This is a genomic window from Nocardioides sp., from assembly GCF_050246775.1.
GTDB lineage: Bacteria > Actinomycetota > Actinomycetes > Propionibacteriales > Nocardioidaceae > Nocardioides.
Genome location: NZ_JBFWVK010000001.1, coordinates 517,929 through 540,482, shown reverse-complemented (window position 1 = coordinate 540,482; position 22,554 = coordinate 517,929). Strand labels below are relative to the sequence as shown.

The 22,554-nt window shown below is 69.5% G+C and carries 21 protein-coding genes and 1 tRNA gene; 10 read left to right on the top strand and 12 right to left on the bottom strand.

All coding sequences use genetic code 11. The features are described 5' to 3' along the window. Positions 1-30 precede the first annotated feature (30 nt). The gene (locus tag AB7I40_RS02620) at positions 31-708 is read right to left on the bottom strand and encodes a hypothetical protein (RefSeq protein ID WP_428343485.1); all 678 of its coding nucleotides are present in this window, start codon (positions 706-708) and stop codon (positions 31-33) included. A 52-nt stretch (positions 709-760) separates the two neighbouring features. Here AB7I40_RS02620 and AB7I40_RS02615 point away from each other — a divergent pair, with 52 nt between their 5' ends. After that, positions 761-1,843 carry a DNA polymerase domain-containing protein gene (locus tag AB7I40_RS02615; RefSeq protein ID WP_428343484.1) on the top strand — a complete coding sequence of 361 codons (1,083 nt, stop codon included), beginning with the start codon at positions 761-763 and terminating at the stop codon, positions 1,841-1,843. 3 nt (positions 1,844-1,846) lie between these two features. Here AB7I40_RS02615 and AB7I40_RS02610 read toward each other — a convergent pair whose 3' ends face one another. Both AB7I40_RS02610 and AB7I40_RS02605 read right to left on the bottom strand, forming a co-directional pair. Next, complete coding sequence (locus AB7I40_RS02610) at positions 1,847-2,395, bottom strand: hypothetical protein (protein WP_428343483.1); 549 nt, start codon at positions 2,393-2,395, stop codon at positions 1,847-1,849. 25 nt (positions 2,396-2,420) lie between these two features. Next, complete coding sequence (locus AB7I40_RS02605; RefSeq protein ID WP_428343482.1) at positions 2,421-3,497, bottom strand: ATP-dependent DNA ligase; 1,077 nt, start codon at positions 3,495-3,497, stop codon at positions 2,421-2,423. A 94-nt stretch (positions 3,498-3,591) separates the two neighbouring features. On the opposite strand from AB7I40_RS02605, the gene AB7I40_RS02600 reads away from it, so the two are divergent. The 9 genes from AB7I40_RS02600 to ctlX all read left to right on the top strand — a co-directional run bounded on the left by AB7I40_RS02600 (position 3,592) and on the right by ctlX (position 12,273). Then, positions 3,592-3,670, top strand: a tRNA-Gln gene (locus AB7I40_RS02600). Between the two features lie 42 nt (positions 3,671-3,712). Next, positions 3,713-5,161 carry a bifunctional UDP-N-acetylglucosamine diphosphorylase/glucosamine-1-phosphate N-acetyltransferase GlmU gene (glmU, locus tag AB7I40_RS02595; RefSeq protein WP_428343481.1) on the top strand — a complete coding sequence of 483 codons (1,449 nt, stop codon included), beginning with the start codon at positions 3,713-3,715 and terminating at the stop codon, positions 5,159-5,161. 58 nt (positions 5,162-5,219) lie between these two features. Beyond that, a complete protein-coding gene (locus tag AB7I40_RS02590) occupies positions 5,220-6,200 on the top strand; it encodes a ribose-phosphate diphosphokinase (RefSeq protein WP_428343480.1) in 981 nt (326 codons plus the stop codon). Positions 6,201-6,445: 245 nt separating this feature from the next. Continuing rightward, positions 6,446-7,093: a 50S ribosomal protein L25/general stress protein Ctc gene (locus tag AB7I40_RS02585; RefSeq protein WP_428343479.1), complete on the top strand. Its 648-nt coding sequence runs from the start codon at positions 6,446-6,448 to the stop codon at positions 7,091-7,093. A gap of 34 nt (positions 7,094-7,127) precedes the next feature. After that, positions 7,128-7,736: an aminoacyl-tRNA hydrolase gene (pth, locus tag AB7I40_RS02580; protein WP_428343478.1), complete on the top strand. Its 609-nt coding sequence runs from the start codon at positions 7,128-7,130 to the stop codon at positions 7,734-7,736. 324 nt (positions 7,737-8,060) lie between these two features. Next, positions 8,061-9,482, top strand: a complete 1,422-nt coding sequence (locus tag AB7I40_RS02575) for a sugar transferase (RefSeq protein ID WP_428343477.1) — start codon at positions 8,061-8,063, stop codon at positions 9,480-9,482. 85 nt (positions 9,483-9,567) lie between these two features. Then, positions 9,568-10,056, top strand: a complete 489-nt coding sequence (locus tag AB7I40_RS02570; protein WP_428343476.1) for a UDP-N-acetylglucosamine--LPS N-acetylglucosamine transferase — start codon at positions 9,568-9,570, stop codon at positions 10,054-10,056. Further along, on the top strand, positions 10,053-11,234 hold the full coding sequence (locus AB7I40_RS02565; protein ID WP_428343475.1) for a glycosyltransferase: 1,182 nt from the start codon (positions 10,053-10,055) through the stop codon (positions 11,232-11,234). Before AB7I40_RS02570 ends, AB7I40_RS02565 begins: the two co-directional genes overlap by 4 nt. A 19-nt stretch (positions 11,235-11,253) precedes the next feature. Next, a complete protein-coding gene (gene ctlX, locus AB7I40_RS02560) occupies positions 11,254-12,273 on the top strand; it encodes a citrulline utilization hydrolase CtlX (protein ID WP_428343474.1) in 1,020 nt (339 codons plus the stop codon). Here ctlX and AB7I40_RS02555 read toward each other — a convergent pair. From AB7I40_RS02555 to AB7I40_RS02515, 9 genes are all read right to left on the bottom strand, one after another. Beyond that, positions 12,270-13,790, bottom strand: coding sequence for a polysaccharide biosynthesis C-terminal domain-containing protein (locus AB7I40_RS02555; protein WP_428343473.1), 1,521 nt, complete (start codon positions 13,788-13,790; stop codon positions 12,270-12,272). The genes ctlX and AB7I40_RS02555 overlap by 4 nt on opposite strands. Next, the gene (locus AB7I40_RS02550) at positions 13,787-15,271 is read right to left on the bottom strand and encodes a hypothetical protein (RefSeq protein WP_428343472.1); all 1,485 of its coding nucleotides are present in this window, start codon (positions 15,269-15,271) and stop codon (positions 13,787-13,789) included. The genes AB7I40_RS02555 and AB7I40_RS02550 overlap by 4 nt, the downstream gene beginning before the upstream one ends. A 151-nt stretch (positions 15,272-15,422) precedes the next feature. Beyond that, positions 15,423-16,193, bottom strand: coding sequence for a hypothetical protein (locus AB7I40_RS02545; RefSeq protein WP_428343471.1), 771 nt, complete (start codon positions 16,191-16,193; stop codon positions 15,423-15,425). Continuing rightward, on the bottom strand, positions 16,190-17,044 hold the full coding sequence (locus AB7I40_RS02540; RefSeq protein ID WP_428343470.1) for a sulfotransferase domain-containing protein: 855 nt from the start codon (positions 17,042-17,044) through the stop codon (positions 16,190-16,192). Before AB7I40_RS02540 ends, AB7I40_RS02545 begins: the two co-directional genes overlap by 4 nt. After that, the gene (locus tag AB7I40_RS02535; protein ID WP_428343469.1) at positions 17,041-18,222 is read right to left on the bottom strand and encodes a hypothetical protein; all 1,182 of its coding nucleotides are present in this window, start codon (positions 18,220-18,222) and stop codon (positions 17,041-17,043) included. Before AB7I40_RS02535 ends, AB7I40_RS02540 begins: the two co-directional genes overlap by 4 nt. Further along, positions 18,219-19,616, bottom strand: coding sequence for an O-antigen ligase family protein (locus AB7I40_RS02530; RefSeq protein ID WP_428343468.1), 1,398 nt, complete (start codon positions 19,614-19,616; stop codon positions 18,219-18,221). The genes AB7I40_RS02535 and AB7I40_RS02530 overlap by 4 nt, the downstream gene beginning before the upstream one ends. Further along, entirely contained in the window at positions 19,613-20,452 is an 840-nt protein-coding gene (locus tag AB7I40_RS02525) for a sulfotransferase domain-containing protein (protein WP_428343467.1), read from the bottom strand. Before AB7I40_RS02525 ends, AB7I40_RS02530 begins: the two co-directional genes overlap by 4 nt. After that, positions 20,449-21,384: a glycosyltransferase family 2 protein gene (locus AB7I40_RS02520; RefSeq protein WP_428343466.1), complete on the bottom strand. Its 936-nt coding sequence runs from the start codon at positions 21,382-21,384 to the stop codon at positions 20,449-20,451. Before AB7I40_RS02520 ends, AB7I40_RS02525 begins: the two co-directional genes overlap by 4 nt. Beyond that, on the bottom strand, positions 21,381-22,439 hold the full coding sequence (locus AB7I40_RS02515) for a sulfotransferase family protein (RefSeq protein ID WP_428343465.1): 1,059 nt from the start codon (positions 22,437-22,439) through the stop codon (positions 21,381-21,383). The genes AB7I40_RS02520 and AB7I40_RS02515 overlap by 4 nt, the downstream gene beginning before the upstream one ends. Between the last annotated feature and the right edge of the window lie 115 nt (positions 22,440-22,554).

The window sequence follows — 22,554 nt, the reverse complement described above, 5'->3', positions numbered from 1 at the left end:
CGGCCCTGGAGATGCTACGGATCGGTGACGTCAGCGCATCCACACCAGCTGTGGCCCGACGTCACTGAAACCTGCCTCCAGCGCCTGAGAGAGCTCGGAGCCGCGTTCGTAGCCCACGATCGCCCGGTCGGGCCAGCGGTCCGCGACCACCCGCAGCAGCTCCGCCCAGTCCAGCTGGGGCCCGCCCCAGACGTTCGACACGGACACGACGCCGGCGCAGAGATGGGTGACCGCTCCTGCCACGACCTCCCCGTCGTGCTGCAGGCAAAGGAAACCGAACGCCGAGCGCTCGAGCAGGCCCGGCAGCAACACATCGGTCGTGTCGTGTCGAGCCGTCCACTGCGCCAGTGCGGTGGCCGTGGTGACCGGGGCCCATCCCGTCGGCAGCGCGCGGGTGCGATCCAGGGGTGGGTGGTGGAGCCAACGAGCCTCGAACATCAGATCCAGCTCACTACTCATGGCACCGTCCGCATCGAGGTCACCGAAGGAGTCGGCGACGCTGCAGTGCTCGTGGGCCTCCACCGCAGCCAGGGCGGCGCCGGCAGGCACCGAGGGCTCGACCGTCTTCGCAGCCGAGTGCAGGGGCGGGGGAGTGCCGTGCCCGGTCCAGAGGCCGTTGACGATGCCGCAGCCGACCCCGTGCAGCGCGAACAGCTCGTCGTACCAGCAGACGCTCTCGTCGACCGCGGCGCGCAGGCGTGGATCCATCGCTCCAGTCTGCCCAGGTCGGGGAGTCGGAGCCACAGGTTAAGTTGGGGCCATGCCGAAGCCAGCGGCCGCCGAGGTCGACGCCGGGGGACGCCTGGTCCGGGTCTCGAGCCCCGACCGGGTCATCTACCAGGCCACCGACACCACGCCCGAAGTCACCAAGCTGATGGTGGCGCAGTACTTCGCCTCGGTCGACGACGGCCTCATGCGTGCCCTCCGGGACCGGCCGACGGCGCTGGAGCGGTGGCCCAAGGGTGTGCTCCCCGGCCTGAAGCTGAGCACCGGGAAGCCGGGGGAGAAGGCCGACGCGTTCTACCAGAAGCGGGTGCCGATGGGCGCTCCGGACTACCTCGAGTCCGCCCGGGTCACCTTCCCCTCGGGGCGCACTGCCGACGAGGTCTGCCCGACCGAGATCGCCGTTCCGGTCTGGTGCGCCCACATGGGCACCCTGACCTTCCACCCCTGGCCGGTGCGCCGCGACGACGTCGACCGTCCCGACGAGCTGCGCATCGACCTCGACCCCCAGCCAGGCACCACGTTCGCCGATGCGGTTCGGGTGGCCGGCGTCGCCAAGGAGCTGCTCGACGACCTGGGACTCGTCGGCTTCCCCAAGACCAGTGGCAACCGTGGCATCCACATCTATCTGCGCATCGAGCCGCGGTGGGACTTCGTCGACGTCCGGCACGCGGCGATCGGGTTCGGGCGCGCCCTCGAACAGCGTGACGACGGGGTCACCACGGCCTGGTGGAAGGAGGAGCGGGGTGCGCGGATGTTCGTCGACTTCAACCAGAACTGCCGCGACCGGACGATCGCCTCCGCCTACTCACTGCGCCCCAAGCCCGGCGCCCCGGTGTCGACGCCGATGACCTGGGAAGAGCTCGCAGGGGTCACCGATCCGGCCGACTACAACCTGTTCACCGTGCCCGCCCGCGTCGCAGCCGGAGACCCCTGGGCGAGGATCGACGACGTCGCGAACTCCATCCAGCCGCTGCTCGACCTCTACGAGGAGTCGGGCCTTGGCGAGATGCCCTACCCGCCCGACCATCCCAAGATGCCCGGCGAGCCGCCGCGCGTGCAGCCCTCGAAGAAGGTGGCCGAGCACTGGGACGACCAGGGCAACCGCATCGAGGGCTGAGGCCTACAGGCCGGTGATGCCCTCGCCGCTGCCGCCGGACTGCTCGTCGAAGTTCTCGTGCTCGAGCAGGTGCAGCACCGGCACGCCGATCTTGCGGCGCGCCTTCGAGGTCCAGTCCACGTGGAAGAACTCCGCGACCACGTGCGGCTGAGTGAGGATGATCGCCTCCTGCGCATCGTGGGCGACGACCGCGGCGGCCAAGGCGTCCACGGGCGGGTCGGAGATCACCACGCCCTCAGCGGTGGCCCCGGCCTCGCTCAGCGCGGCGAGGGTCGCGGCCAGGTCGTGGGCCGACCGGTCGACACAGTCGGCGCGCACCGCGGCGAGCTCGTCCTCGTCCAGGGCCAGTGCCGGGGAGACGGTCAACTCGCCGGCACCCAGGGTGCCCATGGCCGACTCGACCCGGGCGGCGGCATCCTCGATGGGCAGCAGGACGTGGTAGGTCACCGGTTGCTCGAGCGAATCGTGGAGGGAGCGCACCTGTCGGGCGTCCGCGGGGGAGAGGGCCTGCTCGACCAGCAGCACCACGTCGTAGGTCTCGAAGTCAGTCACGTCCCGATCCTAGTTCAGTGGGCGATCACGTGGCGCCCAGGATGCGGGCCAGGTCATAGCTCACGACCTCCTCCAGCTGCTCGTAGCCACAGGACGCCGGGTCCCGGTCCGGGCGCCAGCGCTTGAACTGCGCCGTGTGGCGAAACCGGCGCCCCTCCATGTGGTCGTAGCCGACCTCCAGCACCCGCTCGGGGTGCAACGGAGTGAACGACAGGTCCTTGCCCGCCGACCAGCGCGACTGGGTCCCCGGCACTCGGTCCGGATTCGCGATGGCCCACTGCGCCCACTCGCCCCAAGGGTGCTCGGCGATGTCGCACTCCAAGGGCTTGAGCTCCTCCAGCAGCTCGGCACGGCGTACCTCGGTGAAGCTGGCGCTCACACCGATGTGCTGCAGCTTGCCGTCGGCGTACAGGCCCAGCAGCAGCGAGCCCAGGAGCGGTCGCTCCTCGGTCGAGTTCTTGTGCAGCCGGTAGCCGGCCACCACCACGTCGGCCGTGCGGACATGCTTGATCTTGAACATGGTGCGCGCGTTCTCCTCGTACGGCGCCGTCAGTGGCTTGGCCACCACGCCGTCCAGCCCGGCCCCCTCGAACTGCTGGAACCACTCCTCGGCCACCTCCGGGTCGGTGGTGGTCCGGGTGAGGTAGCAGGGACCCGTGAGTCCGCCCAGGGCCTCCTCGAGGGCGGCGCGTCGCTCGGAGAACTCGCGGGTGAGGTAGGAGTCCTCACCCAGTGCGAGCAGGTCGAAGGCGACGTACGACGCCGGGGTGCTCTCGGCCAGCAGGTCGACGCGCGACTTGGCCGGATGAATGCGCTCCTGGAGCACCTCGAACTCCAGTTTCGCGCCGACCGCGACGAAGATCTCGCCGTCCAGGACGCAGCGTTCGGGCAGCTGTTCGCGACACGCCGCCACGACCTCGGGGAAGTAGCGGGTCAGCGGCTTGGTGTTGCGTGAGGTCAGCTCCACTTCGTCGCCGTCCTTGAAGACCAGGCAGCGGAACCCGTCCCACTTGGGCTCGAACGACAGTCCACCGGTGCGCGGCACCCCCTTGACCGACTTGGCGAGCATCGGACGGACCGGAGGCATGACGGGCAGATCCATGGCTTCGACCCTAGAGCAGGACGTCATCGTCCGTGGTCGCCCCGACCACCAGTTTCGATGACGTCCCCGGGTGGAAGTAGCCTGTGTCGACCGATCCCCGGTTGGTCTGTCGGCAGGGCCCGCCTGACTTTGAATCAGGATTAGCGACGTAGGTTCGACTCCTACCCGGGGAGCGAGGAACGTCCGCGCCCGTCTGCGAAGTCCGAGGAGCCCTTGTGCGCGATGTGACAGTGATCGTCCTTGCCGCCGGTGGCGGCACCCGGATGAGGTCGAAGACGATGAAGGTGCTGCACCCGTTGGCCGGGCGCAGCATGATCGGCCACGTGCTTGCCGCAGTCCAGGAGATGGAGCCACACCGCATCGTCGCCGTCGTGGGCAACCAGCGCGAACAGGTCGGCCCGCACATCCTGGACCTGGTCCCCGACGCCATCCTCGCCGTCCAGGAGGAGCAGCGCGGCACCGGTCACGCGGTGCGCATCGCGATGGACGCGGTCGGGCACACCGCGGGCACGGTGATCGTGGCGTACGCCGACACCCCGCTGCTGAAGGGTGAGAGCCTGCGGGCCTTCGCCGCCAACCACGAGGCCGCCCAGCGCGCCGTCAGCATCCTGTCCGGTCACGTCGTCAACCCGTTCGGCTACGGCCGGGTGCTGCGCGACACCGACGGCGACGTCGAGGGGATCGTCGAGGAGAAGGACGCCTCCGACGAACAGCGCGAGATCAACGAGATCAACTCCGGGATCCTGGCCTTCGACGCCGAGTTCCTGGCCGATGCCCTCCCGCGGATCGGCAACGACAACGCCAACGGGGAGTACTACCTCACCGACACGGTGCGACTGGCGCGCGACGCCGGGCTCGCGGTCGGGGCCTTCGCCATCGACGACGTCATGCAGACCGAGGGCGCCAACGACCGGGTCCAGCTCGCCGACCTCGGGCGCGAGCTCAACCACCGCATCGTGACGGCGTGGATGCGAGCCGGGGTCACCGTCATGGACCCGGCGAGCACCTGGATCGAGGCCGACGTGGTGCTCGCCGAGGACGTGACCCTGCTGCCGGGCACCCAGCTTCTCGGCGCCACCGTCGTGGGCGAGGACGCGGTGATCGGACCGGACACCACCCTCAAGGACTGCGAGATCGGGGTCGGTGCCCGGATCGTGCGCACGCACGGCGAGCTCGCGGTGATCGGCGAGGGCGCCACGGTCGGTCCGTTCGCCTACCTGCGACCGGGCACCCAGCTGGGCAGTCGGGGCAAGATCGGGACCTTCGTGGAGACCAAGAACGCCCAGATCGGCGAGGGTGCCAAGGTCCCGCACCTGTCCTACGTGGGCGACGCGGAGATCGGTGAGGGCACGAACATCGGTGCCGGCACGATCTTCGCGAACTACGACGGGGTCGCCAAGCACCGCACGGTGGTCGGCCGGCACGCCCGCACCGGCTCGGACAACACCTTCGTGGCTCCCGTCCACATCGGGGACGGGGCCAGCACCGGTGCCGGCACGGTCGTACGGCGCGACGTACCCCCCGGAGCCCTGGCGGTGTCGGGGGGGGCGCAGCGCAACCTGGAGGGCTGGGCGCTGTCGCGACGGGCCGGCACCCAGCAGGCGAAGGCAGCTCGCGACGCGCTCGCATCGCAGGACGATCCCCCCTCGGTTGTCGCGGACTGAGCCGGGCAGGGCAGAATCAGGGGGACCGGGCGACCCAACCGCGACAGGAGCAGTCGGCGTGAGTGGAATGAAGCGGACCACTGAGAAGAACCTCATGGTCTTCTCGGGCAGGGCGCACCCCGAACTCGCTGTCGCCGTCGCCGAACAGCTCGGCACGCAGTTGGTTCCCCAGGTGGCCTACGAGTTCGCCAACTCCGAGATCTACATCCGTTTTGAGGAGTCGGTGCGCGGTTGCGATGCCTTCGTGATCCAGAGCCACACGGCTCCGATCAACGAGTGGATCATGGAGCACCTGATCATGGTCGACGCCCTCAAGCGGGCATCGGCCAAGCGGATCACCGTGGTCCAGCCGTTCTACGGCTACGCCCGGCAGGACAAGAAGCACCGTGGTCGCGAACCGATCTCGGCTCGGCTGATGGCTGACCTGTTCAAGACCGCGGGTGCCGACCGCCTGATCGTGGTCGACCTGCACGCCGACCAGATCCAGGGTTTCTTCGACGGCCCCGTCGACCACCTCATGGCCCTGCCGATCCTCGCCGAGTACGTGCTCGAGAAGTACGGCGACCAGAAGCTCGCCGTCGTCTCGCCCGACGCAGGTCGCATCAAGGTGGCCGAGCGCTGGTCGGCCAAGCTGGGTGGTGCGCCGCTGGCGTTCATCCACAAGAGCCGGCGCACCGACCGACCCAACGAGACCGTCGCCAACCGGGTGGTGGGTCAGGTGACCGGGCGCATGTGCGTCTTGGTCGACGACATGATCGACACCGGCGGCACGATCGTCAACGCTGCCGAGGCCCTGATGGCGGACGGCGCCGCGGGAGTCATCATCGCCGCGACCCACGCCATCCTGTCCGACCCGGCCGTGGACCGACTCAAGAACAGCCCAGCCATCGAGATCGTCGTGACCGACACCCTCCCGGTGCCCGAGGACCGGACCTTCGACAAACTCACCTGCCTCTCGATCGCGCCCCTCATCTCCCGGGCCATCAAGGAGGTCTTCGAGGACGGCTCGGTGACGAGCATGTTCGACGGTCACGCCTGAGCTCACAGCAGGTCGTCGAGGCGGTCCTCCCACGAGCGGGTCCGGGTGCCGGTCCCGGATTGGCCGTGCCGCGTCGCGGCGGCTAGGATTCACAGGTTGCCTCGGCGAGGGAGCCCCAGTGATGGGGAGTCCGTGATCGACAGGGCACGGTGCTCCCGGTGCCGCGCGTCCTGTCGGACGTGCGGCTTTTTTGTTCCCCGCGCCCGCAGCCCACCGTTTTCTGAGCCACGAGCACGAGGAGAAGCATGTCCGCCGAGAAGATCACCGCCGAGACCCGCACCGAGTTCGGCAAGGGTGCGGCCCGCCGCATCCGTCGCGACAACAAGATCCCCGCCGTGATCTATGGACACGGCAACGACCCGATCCACGTGACCCTGCCGGGCCACTCCACGATGATGGCGCTCAAGCGGGGCGGGTCCAACTCCCTGCTCGAGCTCGAGATCAACGGCAAGCCCCAGCTCGCGCTGACCAAGGCCGTCCAGGTCGACCCGATCCGCCGGGTGCTGGAGCACATCGACTTCGTCGCGGTCCGTCAGGGCGAGAAGGTCACCGTCGACGTGCGGATCCAACTCGTCGGCGACGCGGCGTCCGAGACGCTGGTCGTCACGGAGAACACCACGATCGAGGTCGAGGCCGAGGCCACGCACATCCCCGAGATGATCGAGATCGACATCGAGGGTCTCGAGGCCGGCGTGCAGATCCACGCGAAGGACCTCAAGCTTCCCGAGGGCACCACCCTCCTGGCCGACCCCGAGCTCCTCATCATCAACGTCACGCAGGCCCAGACCACCGAGGACGTCGAGGCCGAGCTGGCCGAGGCCGAGGCCGAGGCCGGCATCGAGCGCGACGAGCCCGAGGCCGAGTCCGAGTCCGAGGCGCCCGCCTCCGAGTGACCCCTACGCAGGACGCGACCGGGATACTCCTTCCATGACCACCTCCAGCACGGGCGCAAGCGACGTGTGGTTGGTGGTCGGGTTGGGGAATCCCGGTCCTTCCTATTCCGGGCACCGACACAACGTCGGATACCTGGTCACCGACGAGCTCGCGCAGCGCCTCGGAGCGCCCTTCAGGGCCCACAAGTCGGGTCGTGCCGAGGTGGTCGAGGGCCGGCTTGGCGCCCCGGGCCAACCAGCTCCTCGGGTGATCCTGATGCGCGCTCGTGGCTACATGAACGAGTCCGGTGGCGCGGTCTCCACGCTGGCCAAGTTCTACAAGGTCGAGCCGCACCGGATCATCGCCATCCACGACGAGTTGGACCTCCCCTTCGGCAATCTCAGGGTGAAGCTCGGCGGAGGTGATAACGGTCACAATGGTCTGCGATCGATGCGTTCGTCACTCGGATCCGGAGATTTCTACCGGGTACGCGCCGGAATCGGTCGTCCACCCGGCCGTCAGGACGTGGCCGACTTCGTGCTCTCCAACTACTCGAGCAGTGAGCGCAAGGAGCTCGATTTCCAGGTGATCCACGCTGCAGATGCCGTGGAATCGTTGATCTTCGAGGGCCTCGAACGGACCCAGTCGCGGTTCAACTCCTGACTCTTCAGTCAGCCTAGATTCCACCCATGTAGTTCAAGGTTCTGCAACCCCAGCATTCGACCCCAGCAACGACCACTGGGGGCGCCTGCCCCAAGGTGACCATCACCCGAGTATCAGAATTGACCGCCCAAGTTGCGTCTCATAGGCGATACCTGACGCTCCTGTTCCCAGACAGTCTTGTGGGGTGCCCCGGGGGGAAACGGGGTGCCAGTTCTATTGGGGGTTTGGGTGTCAGAAATTCAGGTCGGGATCAGTCTCCCGCAGCTCAACCATGATTTGGCACAAATCTTCGAAAACGGTCAGGAAACAGCTGTCGACGTCCGGGTGCCCGGCCCTCGACCTCCGTCGGATGAAGCCGGCAGTCGCCATCACCTGCACCTCGCGCCTCCGGTCCCCGAGATCGCGCTCGAGCCGGTCCGCGAAACCTTCGCCGTCGGGCGCCAGTGGCGCCAGTCGCCCTGGGTCTCCGACCTTCCCGTCGCGGCTGCGGCGGCGATCGTGGTGGGTCTGGCGGCCCAGACGCCGCTTTCCTACATCTTCGGCGTGATGCTGGTCTGGTCCTACTCAGCCCTCCACGCCAGTCACGCACTCATGGCCCCCGGAGTCACCGCGTTCCGTGGCCTGATGCCGGCGCTGTCGCCGCCGATCGCGGCCGCAGGCCTGGCGGTCGCCCTGACCGACACGTCCACGATGGTGATCGGCAAGGCCGCACTGATCGTGTTCGTCGCCACGCTCTCCGTCGTCATCCTGCGCGCCCTGCGGGTGACCCGCCCTGTTCGCGCCGTGGTCCTGGGCGACGGCGCCGCCATCGCCGCGGCGGCTGCCCGCTGGCAGGGTCACCAGAGGATCAAGGTCGTCGGTGCCTGCTCGGCCGAGTCCGCGGAGGACGGTTCGCTGCCCGGCGACTTCGAGGGCCTGCCGTGGGTGCACGGCCCGAAGCTGCTCGGCACCCTGGTGGACGACACCCGTGCCGACCTGGTCGTCATGGCACCCGGCGCGAGTGCCGAACTGTTGCGCCACGCGTCCTGGGAGCTGGAGGACCGCCCGGTTCGGCTCGCTGTCCTCGGAGCCCTCGACGCTGTTGCCCCGCACCGGCTGAGCACCACCTCGTTCGCCGGGTCGACGCTGGTGCACGTCGCGCCGAGCCGGCCCTCCACCCTCACCCGCACCATCAAGGGCATGCTGGACCGCACGCTGGGCCTGGCGCTGCTGGTGGCCGTGGCCCCGCTCCTGGCGATCTTGGCGGTGCTGATCCGATTGGACTCGCCCGGCGCTGCGATGTTCCGGCAGACCCGGGTCGGCCTCAACGGGCGTCCCTTCACGATCTTCAAGCTGCGCACGATGTCCGACGACGCAGAGGCCCTGCTGGCCGACAACGAGGTCGACGGCAACCTGTTCAAGATCAAGGCAGACCCGCGGGTCACCAAGGTCGGCAAGTTCCTGCGCCGCTCGTCGCTCGACGAACTTCCGCAGCTGATCAACGTCGTGCGTGGCGAGATGTCGATCATCGGTCCGCGCCCGGCGCTGCCTGAGGAGGTCGCTGCCTACGACACCGCCACGAGCCGACGGCTCGCGGTCAAGCCGGGCATCACCGGTCTCTGGCAGGTCAGCGGTCGCTCGGACCTGCCCTACGACGAGGCCGTGCGACTCGACCTGCACTACGCGGACAACTGGCGGATCTCCGATGACGCGGTGATCGTGCTGCGCACGGCCCACGCCGTGGTCGCCTCCCGCGGCGCCTACTGAGCAGCTTGGTCGAAAGCCCCCGCCGGCGTAGGTTGCGTCGATACCATCGGCCCACCCACATCCCTGCAGAGGAGCACGTTCCACGATGATGTCTCGGCGTGGTGCCGACCGTCCGGACGAGCCGCGCGTGCTCCTGGTCGGCTCGAGCGGTGGTCACCTGACTCAACTGCTGGCCCTCGAGCCGTGGTGGGGTCAGCACGAGCGCGGCTGGGTCACCTTCGACACGCCGGACGCGACGAACGCGCTGGCTGACGAGCCGAAGGTCTGGTGGGCCTTCCATCCCACCACGCGCAACGTGAGGAACCTGCTGCGCAACTCGCGGCTGGCTGTGAGCGTGATGCGGACCTTCCGTCCGACCAGTGTCGTCTCCACCGGGGCAGCAGTGGCATTGCCCTTCTTCATCCTGGGACGGCTCATGGGAGCTCGGACGGTCTACATCGAGGTCTACGACCGCATCGAGACCCCCACCCTGACCGGTCGGCTCTGTCGCCCCTTCACCGACCTCATGCTCGTGCAGTGGCCCGAGCAGGCGGCCTTGTACGACGACGCGATCGTCGTGGGGCCGCTGCTGTGAAGGCCCCCACCATCGTGATCCTGGTCGGCACCGACCACCATCGCTTCGACCGCGTCGTCACCTGGGCCGACCGTCGGCAGCGGGCACACCCGGACGGCCAGGTCTACGTCCAGTACGGCCAGTCCACCCCTCCGAGCGCCGCCGCCGGCGCCGCATTCGTCTCGCCCGTGGAGCTGAAGTCGTTGGTGGCAGGTGCCGACGTGGTGATCACCCACGGCGGGCCGGGGACCATCCACGACGCCCGCAGCGCCGGGCATCGACCCATCGTGCTGCCGCGGGACCCCGGTCACGGCGAGCACGTCGACGACCACCAGCAGCGCTTCGGTGCTTGGTGTGAGGAACGAGGGCTGGTGAGCCTGGCGCGGACCGTGGAGGACCTCGATCCGCTGCTGGACAGCCTCGGCGCCACCGGCACCCGCGTGACCCCCACCGAAGCCGAGTCACGGGTCAGCGTCGCCCTGGTCGAGGCGCTCGTGGCCGCGCCCGCCGGTCCACGTCGCCGCATGCCCCTGGTCCCGGGCAGTCCCCTGGTGCTCAACGTGGGGGCGGCCACCGACGCCGGGGGTCGCAGACGGCTCGAGGATGCCTTCTGTGGTGTGGGCGGTGCCCTGGTGCTCGGGAGTGTCGCCGGGGTCTGGGACGCACTGCACACCGGCGATGCCGCGTGCGCGTGCGGCGCCCCGTTCCGCGGTTGCGCGTTCTGGGTCGAGGTCGGTGAGCGCGCCTACGGCGGCTGGGACCAGCTCGATCCGGCGGAGCGTGACTGGCTCGCGGCGTTCCCGTCCACCACGAACGTGCTGGCGGCCTCCCGCAGGCACCCCGGCGCCCGGGTTCGTGCCGACCTGCTGCGCCACGCGAGCCACCAGCGGCGCGTCCTCGCTGCGGCGCAGGCGGCCACCGGCGCCCGCGTGCTGGTGGACAGCAGCCCACTGATCTCGCTGCTGACGCAGAGCCACGATCGCCATCTCGACGTACGCCTGCTGTCCCAGCAGCCAGGTGCCGGGCTTGCGGGGACGGCGGCCGTCGCGGCCGCCAACCACCGTCGGGTCCCGGTGCTGGCGCTGCCCGGCGCGCCGGGGACCGCGGAGCTGACCCGGCTGGTGTCCAGTCTCGGTGGGCCGGCCGCGGCCCCGGGCCAGGTCGACCACGGCCCCGACGTGCGGCTGTCTGCTGTCTGATGGTCTAGATTCCGTAGCCGTGAGTGCCCAAGCCCCCTCGGCAGTGATCCTGGTCCGTGCCACCAACTTCGTCCCGAACCCCGCGACTGCGGCGGACAACGCCTTCCAGGCAGAGCCCCCGGAAGGGCAGTCCGACGACGCCACGGCCGCGAAGGCCCTGGCGGAGATGGACGCCCTCGCGGACGCCCTGCGGGATGCGGGCGTGCGGGTCCACGTGTTCGCCGACGAGGACCACACCCGACCTGACAGCGTGTTCCCCAACAACTGGCTCTCCACCCATGCCGGTGGCTATGTCGCGGTCTACCCGATGTACGCCTCCAACCGGCGCCACGAGCGCCGCGCCGACGTGCTCGAGATGTTGAAATCGGACTACCGGGTGCAGTCCATCGTGGACTACTCGGGCCTCGAGCCCGACGGGATCTTCCTCGAGGGCACCGGGGCGATGGTGCTCGACCATGTCTCCCGGGTCGCGTACACCGCGCGGAGCTATCGAGCCGACATCGCGGTCCTGGAGCGGTTCTGCACGGACTTCAACTACGAGCCGATGGCCTTCGAGGCCGTCGACTCCGACGGGGTCCCGGTGTACCACACCAACGTCATCGCCTGCGTGGGCACTGACGTCGCGATGATCGCGCTCGACATGATCCCCGACAAGAACCGCCGTGAGCAGGTCCGTGAGCGGCTCTCGGTCAACGGACGCCGGGTCGTGGAGCTGAGCGAGGACCAGATCAGGGAGTTCGCGGGCAACGCGGTGGAGCTTTGCGGACGCACGAGCGAGGGGCGTCGTCGCTACATCATGGCCATGTCGGCGCGCGCTCGCCGCAGCCTGCGGCCCGACCAGGTCGCAGTGATCGAGGAGTCGTGCGAGATCGTTGCCGTCGACATCCCGACGATCGAGCTTGCGGGAGGTTCCGTGCGCTGCATGATCGCCGGCGTGCACCTGGACCGTCGCCCGGACCAGGAGCCGGTGCTCACCGAAGCCGTCGAGGCGATCAATGAGGACGATCCCGTGACCGCTGACGGTCGCGACGTGGCCTAGGCGCTGGCCTGCTGCCGGTTGCGACGGCCCAGCCTGGGCGCGACGGCCGCGAAGAGCTCCACCAGCAGCAGGGGGCCTCGGAAGCGCCACAGCAGGGCCACGAACATGAGCAGTCCGACGCCGAGGAGCAGAGCCTGCCCGGCGTCGGTGTCGAGGCCGGCCAGGCGCCCGGCCAACGGCAGGGCTCCGAAGGGCACCAGCGTCGCGCCCACAGCGAACAGGGTGGCGCGGTCCCACGGATTGCCCAGCACCTTGCGGATCTGCCAGGTGGGCAGCGCGTTGCTGACCAGGATCGAGGCAGCCCACGCGGTGGCGGCTCCGGTGATGCCCATGATCGGGATCAGCAGCAGGTTGAGGGCCAGGTTGGTGACCAGGGCCGCCATGTTGTTGGCCAGGCTCTGGGTGCTGCGTCCCAGCATCAGCAGGGCGATGTCCACCGGACCGGCTGCGGTGCCGATCAACATCGCCAGGGCGAGGATGACCACGACCGGCTTGCCCGAGGAGTAGTTCGGTCCGAAGAGCGACAGCACCAGGTCCGGCATCGCCGCACAGGTGAGGTAGAGCGGCCAGGCGACCAGCACGTTCCAGGTGGTGGCCGTCCGCAGCGCGGTCCCGGCTTCCTCCAGGCGCCCCGCACCGACCAGACGGGCCATCTGCGGGCCGACCATCTGCTGGGTGCCCCGGATCGCCTGCAGTCCGGCCGCGACGAAGCGCGAGGCCGCTGTGTAGACACCGGCCGCGGCCGGACCGGCGATGGCCGTCACCAGCGGGATGTCGGCGCGCCGGATGCCGATCTGAGCGATCTGGGTGACGCTGCGCGGAGCGTGGAAGCGCCACACCTCGGCCCAGACACCTTGGGTGCTCGGGGACCACGGGGCGGTGATGGGGGCGACCTTCACCTTGCGGCACATCCGCACGTAGGCCATCCACCCGGCGACTGCCGACACGGCGTACGGCGTCACCCAGGCGGCGACCAACCAGAACGGATCGGACGCCTGCCAGGCGACCACAAGCGCCAGCAATGGCTGCAGGCCCTGTCTGAGCAGGCCGTCGATGGTCACCGTGGGACGCACGGTGCCCAGTCCGCGGGTCCCCGCCAGGGACAGGTTCGAGATGGCGGCCATCGGCAGGAACACCGCCAACAGCCGCGCCATGTCGGTCTTCTCGGTCGAGAACACCAATGGGAGTGTGAACCAGAGGGCGCTGGCAGTGGCGATCGAGAGGAGGATCACCGGGCCGAGGGTGACGGCCATGACGGCAGAGAGATGGTCGTCTCGTCCTTGGGCACGCTTCACCGCCAGGAAGCGCACGATGCCGACATCCGTGCCGAGAGTGACCACGGCGACCGCGATGAGGAACAGCGAGGTCAGGGCGAAGGTGGTGCCGACGTCGGCCTTGGAGAAGCTGCGGGCGGCGATGGTGATGAAGACGAGGCCACCGAGCCCGGACACGGCGGCAGCCATCAGGCCGCCGACGCCGCCGCGAGCGAGCCTGCGGAGCTCGGTGTTGTCGCTCATGCCTTGCGCTGGCGCCAGCGCCGTACCGGGTGCGGCATCCGCACCCAGGAGGGCAGCCGGCTGGTCTTGCTGGCGGCGCTCGCCAGCACCACGACGCCCACGGGCTGGGTGCTGGTCACCTTGGCCCAGCTCAGTGCGCGGGCCAGCTCTGCGCGGTTGGTCGACTCCAGCTCCACCACGAGGACCCAGTAGTGACAGGCACCCACAGCAGCCCGGCCGGGTGAGGCGCCCGCATCCTCACCCTGGACCAGGACCCAGGGGAAACGCTCCTGGGCATCGCGCAACAGGTCACCCATGCGCGAGGAGGCCAGCAGCTCTGCGGCCTGGTCCGGCTCCCGGCCGACCGGCAGCCTGGTCACCCCGCGCGGTGGAGGGCCCTGTTGGCGCATCCGCCCGTTGCCCTGGAGGGCGTCGGAGAGGCCGGGCTTGGCGGAGGGCTCCTTGGCCGCGGCATCGATGAGCAGCACGCTCTGCTGCCCGCGTCCGAGCACCCGCGCCAGGTCGTTGGTGAACGACTCCACGGGCAGGGACGTGCCGATCGCGCTGACCGCGATCGTGGCCGGGGACTCGACCCGGCGATGCAGGACCACACCGGTCATCATCGCCACCGAGGCCGGCGGGTCATCGGTGTCCGTGGCGCCCGACGTGGGCACCTGGCCGACTCCCTGGCCGATCACCGGGACGCCGAGGTACTCGATGTCGTCGAACGTGTGCAGGAGGTCGGCGCGGCGGACCCGGGTGAAGGCGATGGCGATCGCCACCATGAGGCCGCCGATGAGGCCGGCCGGGATGGTGAGGAACAGGGGCAGCTGCAGGCCGACCGACTTGGCGCTCGCCGTGGCGATCACCTCGCCGGGGCTGCTCGAGGTGTCGATCGCCGCCTGTTGGAGCTTGACGTTGAGCAGCTGGCCGCCCAGCGCCTTCACCTCAGGAGAGTTGTTGCCCTTGCCCTGCGCGTTCAACCGGTCCAACTGCTCGGTGAGGCTCTTGCTCCGCTCGTTGAGCTGGTCCTCCCGGGCGCCGATGAGGGTGTCGCGGCGCGATTCACGGTAGGAGAGGTAGCTGGCGGCGTACTGGTCGGCGACGGCCTCGATGAGCGCCTTGTCGGTGCCCTCGTAGGCCAGCTGGATGATCTGGGTGTTGGAGGCGACCGAGACCGACAGCAGCTTGGCGAGGTTGTCGCGGCGGTATTTCGGGTCGATGTTGTCCAGCACGTCCTGGGTGACCACGTCGGACCCGGCCACCGAGGCCTCGGTCTCGAGGTTGACCAGGTCGCTGCCCTGTCCGGTGGGGTTGTAGGGGTTGCCCTCCAGGGGCTGGATCAGGACTCTCGTGGTGGCGACGTAGTCCGTCGGCAGCAACGAGCCAAGGCCGACGGCGACGAGAGCCCCCAGCAGCGGCAGGGCGATGAGCGTGGCCTTGTGTGCGCGCAGCGTGTTGCCGATGTTGATCCGGCTTCGCTGCCCTGTCGTGGCGTCCATCAGGTGTGCCCTACCTCCAGTCGGATCCGTGGCTCCGGCGCGTCGGCATCGGCACGATGCTCTCCCTGCAGCCCCCCTGCTCGGGCCAGAATACAGGGGCCCGACGCCTCCTGTTCACGGCTGTCACGAAGTCGTACGGCGGGCTCGGTCGTCATGAGCGCTCCCATGGGGCGGGCCGGGGAGCCGAGGTGGCCTGCACCACACCGGCCGAGAGCAGGGCGAACAGGAGGCCGAGGGCAAGACCACCGGCAACGAAGACGATGAGCTCGCCGGGGCGGCCGGCATTGATCCGCGGCTGCGTGATCACCGAGCTGCGGGTGTTGTTGGTCGCGGCGGCCTGGTCGAGCCGGGTCTGGGCGATCTCCAGCGCGTCGACGACGTTCTGCGACGTGGAGCTCGACGTCAGCTGTTCCTGCGCGGCGGCCTGCAGCACGTTGACCCGGTTGCGGAGCAGTCGCACCCGGTCCTCGGGGAGCGCGAACTTCTCCGACTGCAGCGACAGCAGCGCGGCGATGGCGGCCCGGCTGCCCGACGCCGCCTGCTTCGAGGTCACGCCGGTGATCCGGATCACCAGCACCCGTGACAGCGGCTTGGCCGAGACGATCATCCGGTCCGAGGCCTCCTGGGGGCTCAGCCCCATGGACTGCCCGATCAGGTCCAGCGCCTCGTCGGAGCGCAGGAGTGCGGCAGTGGTGTCGACGGTGACCACCGGTTGCTTCTCGGGCTTGGGGTTGAGCGACAGGTAGGTCAGCTGTGGCGACAGGGCCACGGTGGAGGTGGCGCGGTATTCGTCGGCGCGTTGCAGGAACAGGGCACCTCCGATGGCGGCTCCGAGCACGCCGAAGACCAGCATGCGCTTGTAGTAGCGCCGCACGTGCGTGAAGTAGTCGCCGATCCTCGGCAGTGGCCGTTCTTCGCTCACTCAGTCGACCGCCAGACAGGCGCGTGCCCGAGCAGGTCGCCGAGGGCGGCGTCGTGCGGGGCGAAGTGGGCCTCGAGCTCGGCACGCACCTCCGGGCTCAGCCCGCGCCCCGGTCGCGCGTTGTAGCGCTCGAACTTGTCGGGCACGAACGAGGACACGTCGAGGAAGGCGTTGACCCGGGCGTACTCCTTCTCCGGCTCGGACCAGAACGACTCGCTCTCGATCACCAGCACGTTGTCGCGCCCCAGAGCCTTGATGAACGGCTCGAGGAGGCGGGCGTACTCGCCGCGCCGGCGGTAGGCGTGGTGGCGATGGTTGAAGCTGGCATAGGTCGGGTCGGCCACCATCCGCTCGATCTCACCCTCGAGCCGGGCGTCCTCGAGCTCCAGGGCGCGCTCGAAGCTCTTCTCCCACTCGAAGCCGCGGGCGAACTCGTGCTTGTACGCCGAATAGGCCCGTTCCACGGGGTCGCGGACCATCGCGATCACCTTGATGCCGGGCAGGTCCGCGCCGATGCGCTCGGCTGCGAGCGGGTGGAACATGTAGTAGCCGCTGGCGTCGAAGACATGTGTGTCCGCCGCCGCCGCACGCATCGGGAAGTGGGCGCGGTACCACGCCTCGCCCTGGTCGTAGTTGAGGTCGAAGTAGTTGACCCCCTTGTGCATCGTGGGCCGCTCGATCTGGGGGTGGTCCATCAGGGCGCGGAAGAGCGACGTGGTGCCACAGCGCTGGCCCCCGATGACCAGGAAGTCCGGCAGCGGCCGGCGACCGACCGTCCGCTTGCCGAAGGCGACGCTGAGCCTGCGGCCGCGCACCTGCACCCAGTCCGGTGCCATCTTTCGTAGGTTCATTGCGGACCTTCTTCCTCGAGCAGCTCGATCTGCGAGCCCAACAGCCGGATCACCCAGTGCAGTCGCTTGACCACCGCGGGCGCCGGTGCCCGCTCCAGGTCGCGGGCGTAGCGCCGCCCGATCGCGAGCAGGTAGGTGCACAACAGGGTGGTGGTCAGCACCGGCTCGACGTCGCACCGCTCGAGCTGGCGGGGGAGGGTGTCCATGAAGGCGGGCTCGGTCACGTCCGTCTGGAAGGACAGCACCTTGGAGGCCTCGAAGTGGACCGCGTCGAAGCCCTGTGGCACGCCGGTGGCGAAGCGCTCCCAGTCCCACACCTCGAGGTCCTCGTTGCTCCAGGCCATGTTCCACGGCGTCCAGTCGCCGTGGGAAGCCCCGAGCGGGATGCGTCGATCGCCGACGACGTCCATCAGCCGGGCACCGAGCTCCTCGAGGCGGACCCCTTCGCCGGAGCGCGGCGCCTCGACCAGTGCCATCCCGGTGGCGGCCTTCAGGGGCACATCGACCTGTGAGCACTGGGTGAACAGGGTGCGGGTGGCGGCGATCGGGAGCTCCGAGGGCTGACGCTGGTCGGCGTCGAGAGCCAGCGCCGCGGTGAGGAGCACCGAGCGGCCACGCCAGGTGCCGTGCTTGAGGACCGCAGGGACGATGATGCCGGGCAGGTCCAGCTCGCCGACAGCGGTGAGGGCCGCGATCTCCTGCTCGACGAGCTGGTTGGTCAGGTCGTTGATGCCCATCTTGGCGTAGCCCCAGGTCTCGCCGTCGGCCCCGAACAGCCGGAGCACCGGCTTGCGGTTGGCGCGCGGCGGCCCGACCATCACGCCCACGGTGGCCGCCGGCCGTGCCGGGTCGCCGAGCCAGCCGAGCAGTTCGGCCAGCGCAGGGTCCCGGGTCTGCAGCCGCCGCAGCGGCAGTCGGCGCGACCACGTTGCGCCCAGGCTGCGGCGAGCCAGTTCCCGGCGTACGACGGCCACCCGGCCACGGGCTCGCCGTTCGGCGATCATGGGCCCGGCACCCTGGCTCAGCGGCACCAGCACCTGGGGTCGCTTGACCGAGGGCAGCACCATCCAGCCCGGACCCTGCTGACGGGTCAGCCGGGACGCGGCCGGGTCCAGCCCGAGCTCGAGGAGCAGATCGTTGAGAGCGGACGACAAGTGGTCCGCCGGCGCCCTGGTCACGTGACCCCCTGAGGTGGTGGGAGCGGAGGTGGCGAGTGCTCGCGCGCCGACAATCCGATGGCCATCATGGTGACCAGCATGGGCACGTCGAGGGAGTCGTAGAACAAGAAGTAGAAGACGCTCGCGAGCACGACGGTGGAAGTGACCAGGCCGAGCGTGGTCGGGACCCGCATGTTGATCCAGAACTGGGTCATCAGGAAGCCGACGAGCAGCACGGCTCCCACGAAACCGGTCATGAAGATCAGCCCCCACAGGAAGCCCTGCGTGCCGAGAGGTGGCGCCGAGCACTGGTGACACTCGGGGTTGCCGCCGGCCAGCGAGTTGAAGTTGGCCACCATGTTGCGGGTCCCGCCGTAGCCGAGGATCGGGGAGGCGTCCCAGGTCGAGCGGATCACCTCGGTGGCGGTGTCCTGGCGACGGTCGTCGCTCTGCGGTGTGGCCAGCCGGGTGGTGATGGTCTGCCCCAGGGGGGTGAGCAGCAGGGCCCCCGCGACCGTCATGACCGCCGCGGTCGCGGCGATGAGTGCCCGGAAGTCACCGGCCCACAGTCGGCGCACGGTCACCCAGGTCACGGAGACAGCGAGCCCGAGCCACAGTCCGCGGTTGAGGGAGTAGACGATGGGGACGACGGCCAGCAGGAGGATGAAGGGTGAGACGAAGCGGCGCCACCCGGCGGCGCGTCCGAACCAGGTGGCGATGAAGAACGGGAGCAGGAGTCCGACGGCGTTGCCCCAGGTGTTGGGGTAGGAGAAAGGCGCGGTCACCCGCGGCTGGGAGTAGCCCAGGAACTCGGAGTTCAGGACCACCCGGGGATGGAAGATCGTGTTGAGGAACTCGGTCTTCATCGCGCCCTTGGGCAGCCCCAGTTCCAGCAGCGAGGGGAAGTCGAGCGTCGGCATCGCCAGGCCGAGCAGCCCGCCGGAGATCGTGATGAGGAACAGGAACGCGAGCATGCGCCCCAGTCGCACCGCGGTCAGCCGGGTGCGATCCGCGTTGAGGACGTAGAGGCAGGCGATCGTGACCGAGGCGTACCACAGGATCCGGAAAGTGAAGCCGATGAGCGGACCCAGCCCGTGCTTGGGATCGGTGCCCGGTGCCTGCACCCAGAGCATGGTGACCCCGAGACCGAACCACATCAGGAAGAGCAGGTAGAAGCCGAACCCTCGGGGCACCCGCAGGTCGTGGTGGCGCACCAACGAGACCAGCATCGGCACGGCCATGAAGAAGATGATCAGCTTGGACAGGCCGAGCACCCACCACAGCGGATAGAGGTAGAAGTAGAGCGTCAACGGCCAGAACTCGTCGAGGCGTCCCCGGATGAAGGTACGCCGCGGCCTCCTCACCGCTGTCGTCTCGAAGTCGGCGAAGGAGTGCGTGAGGGTCTGGACGCTCACACCCAGCCCCAGCGAGACTTCAGCTCGAGGCCGTAGTCGCGCTCGAGCCGATCGACCTCGTCGGCCAGGGACTCCCGGACGAAGTCCACGGCGTCTGCATCGGGACGAACCGCGGCGCGGTCGATCTCGCGGTAGAGCACCTTGTGCACCAGCGGGGACCGCTTGACCGCACCGACGATCCGGGCGCCGTCATGCTCACGCGCCCAGTCCGCGGTACGGCGCACGAGATGCGCGATCCTGGTCGACCGGGCGGCCGCCGCAGGCAGGCGCGCCTTGACCTGCTCCTCCGAGAGGGGCATCCGGGCGATGCCCAGGAAGTCGGTCGTCGCATCCAGGAAGGCCTGCGGGTCGGCGGCGAGGTCGTCGAACACGGCGATGTGGATGGAGTCGCGCTCGAAGTGCTCCAGGAACCGGTCGAGCCCCGAGGCGTAGCGGCCGTGTTCGAGGAGGGCGGGCTCGGTGCGCAGAGCGGTCAGGAAGTCGTCCGGCCCGACGCCGTGCTTGCGGGCATAGAGCCACGACGACCAGGCCCGCTCCACCGGGTCACGCAGCGACACCATGGTCTGGACCGTGCCGAGCACCTCAGCCATGCGGGCCGGTGTCGGCGGGTCGAACAGGTAGTCCTGGCAGACCTCGCCGACGATCTTGTGCTGCGGTTGGGCGTCGGCGAACTGGTCGGCGTACCACTGTGGGCCGCGGTCGAAGTAGCGGTCGAAGAAGTAGAGGTCCTTGGCCGGAGTGAAGTAGACCTCGGGGTGGTCGATCAGGATCTCGTGGAGCCACGAGGACCCCGCCTTGTCCGGGCCGATGTAGATGAAGTTGGGCAGCCTGCTCACGAGACACCCCGTCCGAACTTGCGGGCCACGAGGAGGACCCGCTGTGGGTCGACGCCGGTGGTCGCGCTCATCAGCCCCAGCCAGGCGTGCGGTGCGACCGGGTGGATCCTCAGCGCCTTGGTGGACTGGCGCAGCGCGGTGCGGCGCTCACCGGCGGTGGCCCGGGCGTAGGCGATCTGGCCCAGGATCCGGGCGTGCCCGCGGGGATGGGTCGCGAAGTCCTTGTGCTTGTCGAGCATGTATTCGAGCGCGTCGGCGGTGTTGAGAGACTTGCCCCGGAACCACGACGGCACGTCCTTGCGGATGTCGGCCAGGATCTCGTTGACCACGCCGACCTTGCCGACCCGCGAGGCGCGCAGCAGCCAGTCGTAGTCCTCGCCGTAGCCGTGCGGCAGGTCCTCGTCGTACTCCCCGGCCTTGGCGAAGGCGGTGCGCCGGATCGCCAGCGTGGAGGAGTGCAGCTCCTTGACCCGGTTGCCGAGCAGGCGCTCGTGGCTCACCACGGCGGACTGCCCCGGCCAGTCGACGTCGCGGTCACCCATCAGCAGGCGGATCCCGGCGCCGACGGCCAACAGGGTGGGGTCCGCGGTCAAGCGGTCCATCTGCTTGCGGATCTTCTCAGGGTGCCAGAGGTCGTCGTCGTCGCAGCTGGCCACCACCACGCCCGAGGTCTTCCGCAGACCGGTGTTGCGACCTCCGGCGAGACCCGGGGTGCCGGTGTTGGTCATGGAGCGGACCTCACGACCGGGCTGGCTCAGCTCGGACAGGCTCGGGTCGGCGTCCTCCCGGTCGTGCACGACCAGGATCTCCATGGGGCCGGCGTAGTCCTGGGCGATGATCGTCGCCAGCGTCTCGCGCAGGAGCTCAGGGCGGCCCCGGGTGGGGATGACGACCGAGACCAGGGGGTGCTCGGTCGGGTCCGGCTGGGTCACGAGGGGTGCTCCGTTCGCTGGGCGGCTCCGGAGCCCTGGGGGTTGCCCGAGGTGCTCGCGGAGGGTCGTGGTCTGACGTCGTAGCCGTAGGCGGTGAGCCACGGCAGGGTGAGGGCGGTGACGGTACGGCGCTCGCCGGCGGGCAGGTCGCGGGCCCACTGCTCGTCGAGCTCGAGATCGATGCGGCCGTTGCGGAAGCGGCTCGGGTTGCCGGAGAGCCCGTGACTCGAGGTGAGGGTCACAGCATGTTCCTCGAGGTGGTCCAGGCCTCCGTCGACGGCGGCCAGGCCCAGCCGCTCGAGCAGCCCGCGGACGGTGGCGCGGGGGTGGGCGACCAGGTCCTCGTAGCGCACCCGGTGGGACTCGATCGGGCGCGCGACGAGCTGCATCTCAGTCTGGAGCGCGGCCCACTGGGCGGCCGAACGGGTGGGGGAGATCGTCCACATCTCGGTGTTGGTCGCCCCGGCCTGGGGGCGTGACCCGGTGCGTCGCGACCAGGAGTAGGCCACGCCACGGGGGTCGCGCACCAGATTGACCATGCTCATGCCGTAGCCGCGATCGGTGACGAAGCTCGGGTCGGGGGCCGCGGCCAGGGCCAGCCCGTGGGCGGGGCCTTTGCTGGCGTCCACGACGACGCTGGCCCCGCTGGCCTGGGCGACCGCCTGGTAGATCCGTCCGTAGGCCTGCTGGTAGTCGCGGACCTGGGCCAGGTGGCTGGCTCGGGCGCGACCCGAGGCCAGGGCCAACAGGGCCGGCAGGTGACGCTGGCGGGCGACGCCGATGCGCAGGTCGGCGAGGTGGTTCATCGTGTCCTCGCTCCAGCCGCCGAAGGCGATCTCCCCGACCTCCAGCCACAAGGGACACGCCGAGAATCGTTCGCCGCAGCCGCAGAGCTCGTCCTGCGGCCAGACCGAACGGGGCAGGTCGACCAGCTCGCCGACGTTGGCCCAACCCGGGATGGCGCCCAGGATGCGCTCGAGCAGCGTGCTTCCCGACCGCCCGAACCCGCCGACGTAGACGACGTGGACCGGCGCCGTGGATGACCCGAAACTCATGGGGAGATGCCGCCGTTCTCACTCGGTCTTGGCAGGACTGGACCAGTTTAGGTGCGGTCGCGTGGCCACGGTGCCAAACGGGGGTCGTGGGACGCAAGGTGACCTGGACGCGTCA

Coding starts and splice junctions, on each gene's coding strand:
- AB7I40_RS02620 (WP_428343485.1), bottom strand. CDS start 708: ATGGATCCACGCCTGCGCGCCGCGGTCGACGAGAGCGTCTGCTGGTAC.
- AB7I40_RS02615 (WP_428343484.1), top strand. CDS start 761: ATGCCGAAGCCAGCGGCCGCCGAGGTCGACGCCGGGGGACGCCTGGTC.
- AB7I40_RS02605 (WP_428343482.1), bottom strand. CDS start 3,497: ATGGATCTGCCCGTCATGCCTCCGGTCCGTCCGATGCTCGCCAAGTCG.
- AB7I40_RS02585 (WP_428343479.1), top strand. CDS start 6,446: ATGTCCGCCGAGAAGATCACCGCCGAGACCCGCACCGAGTTCGGCAAG.
- pth (WP_428343478.1), top strand. CDS start 7,128: ATGACCACCTCCAGCACGGGCGCAAGCGACGTGTGGTTGGTGGTCGGG.
- AB7I40_RS02570 (WP_428343476.1), top strand. CDS start 9,568: ATGATGTCTCGGCGTGGTGCCGACCGTCCGGACGAGCCGCGCGTGCTC.
- AB7I40_RS02555 (WP_428343473.1), bottom strand. CDS start 13,790: ATGAGCGACAACACCGAGCTCCGCAGGCTCGCTCGCGGCGGCGTCGGC.
- AB7I40_RS02550 (WP_428343472.1), bottom strand. CDS start 15,271: ATGGACGCCACGACAGGGCAGCGAAGCCGGATCAACATCGGCAACACG.
- AB7I40_RS02540 (WP_428343470.1), bottom strand. CDS start 17,044: ATGAACCTACGAAAGATGGCACCGGACTGGGTGCAGGTGCGCGGCCGC.
- AB7I40_RS02515 (WP_428343465.1), bottom strand. CDS start 22,439: ATGAGTTTCGGGTCATCCACGGCGCCGGTCCACGTCGTCTACGTCGGC.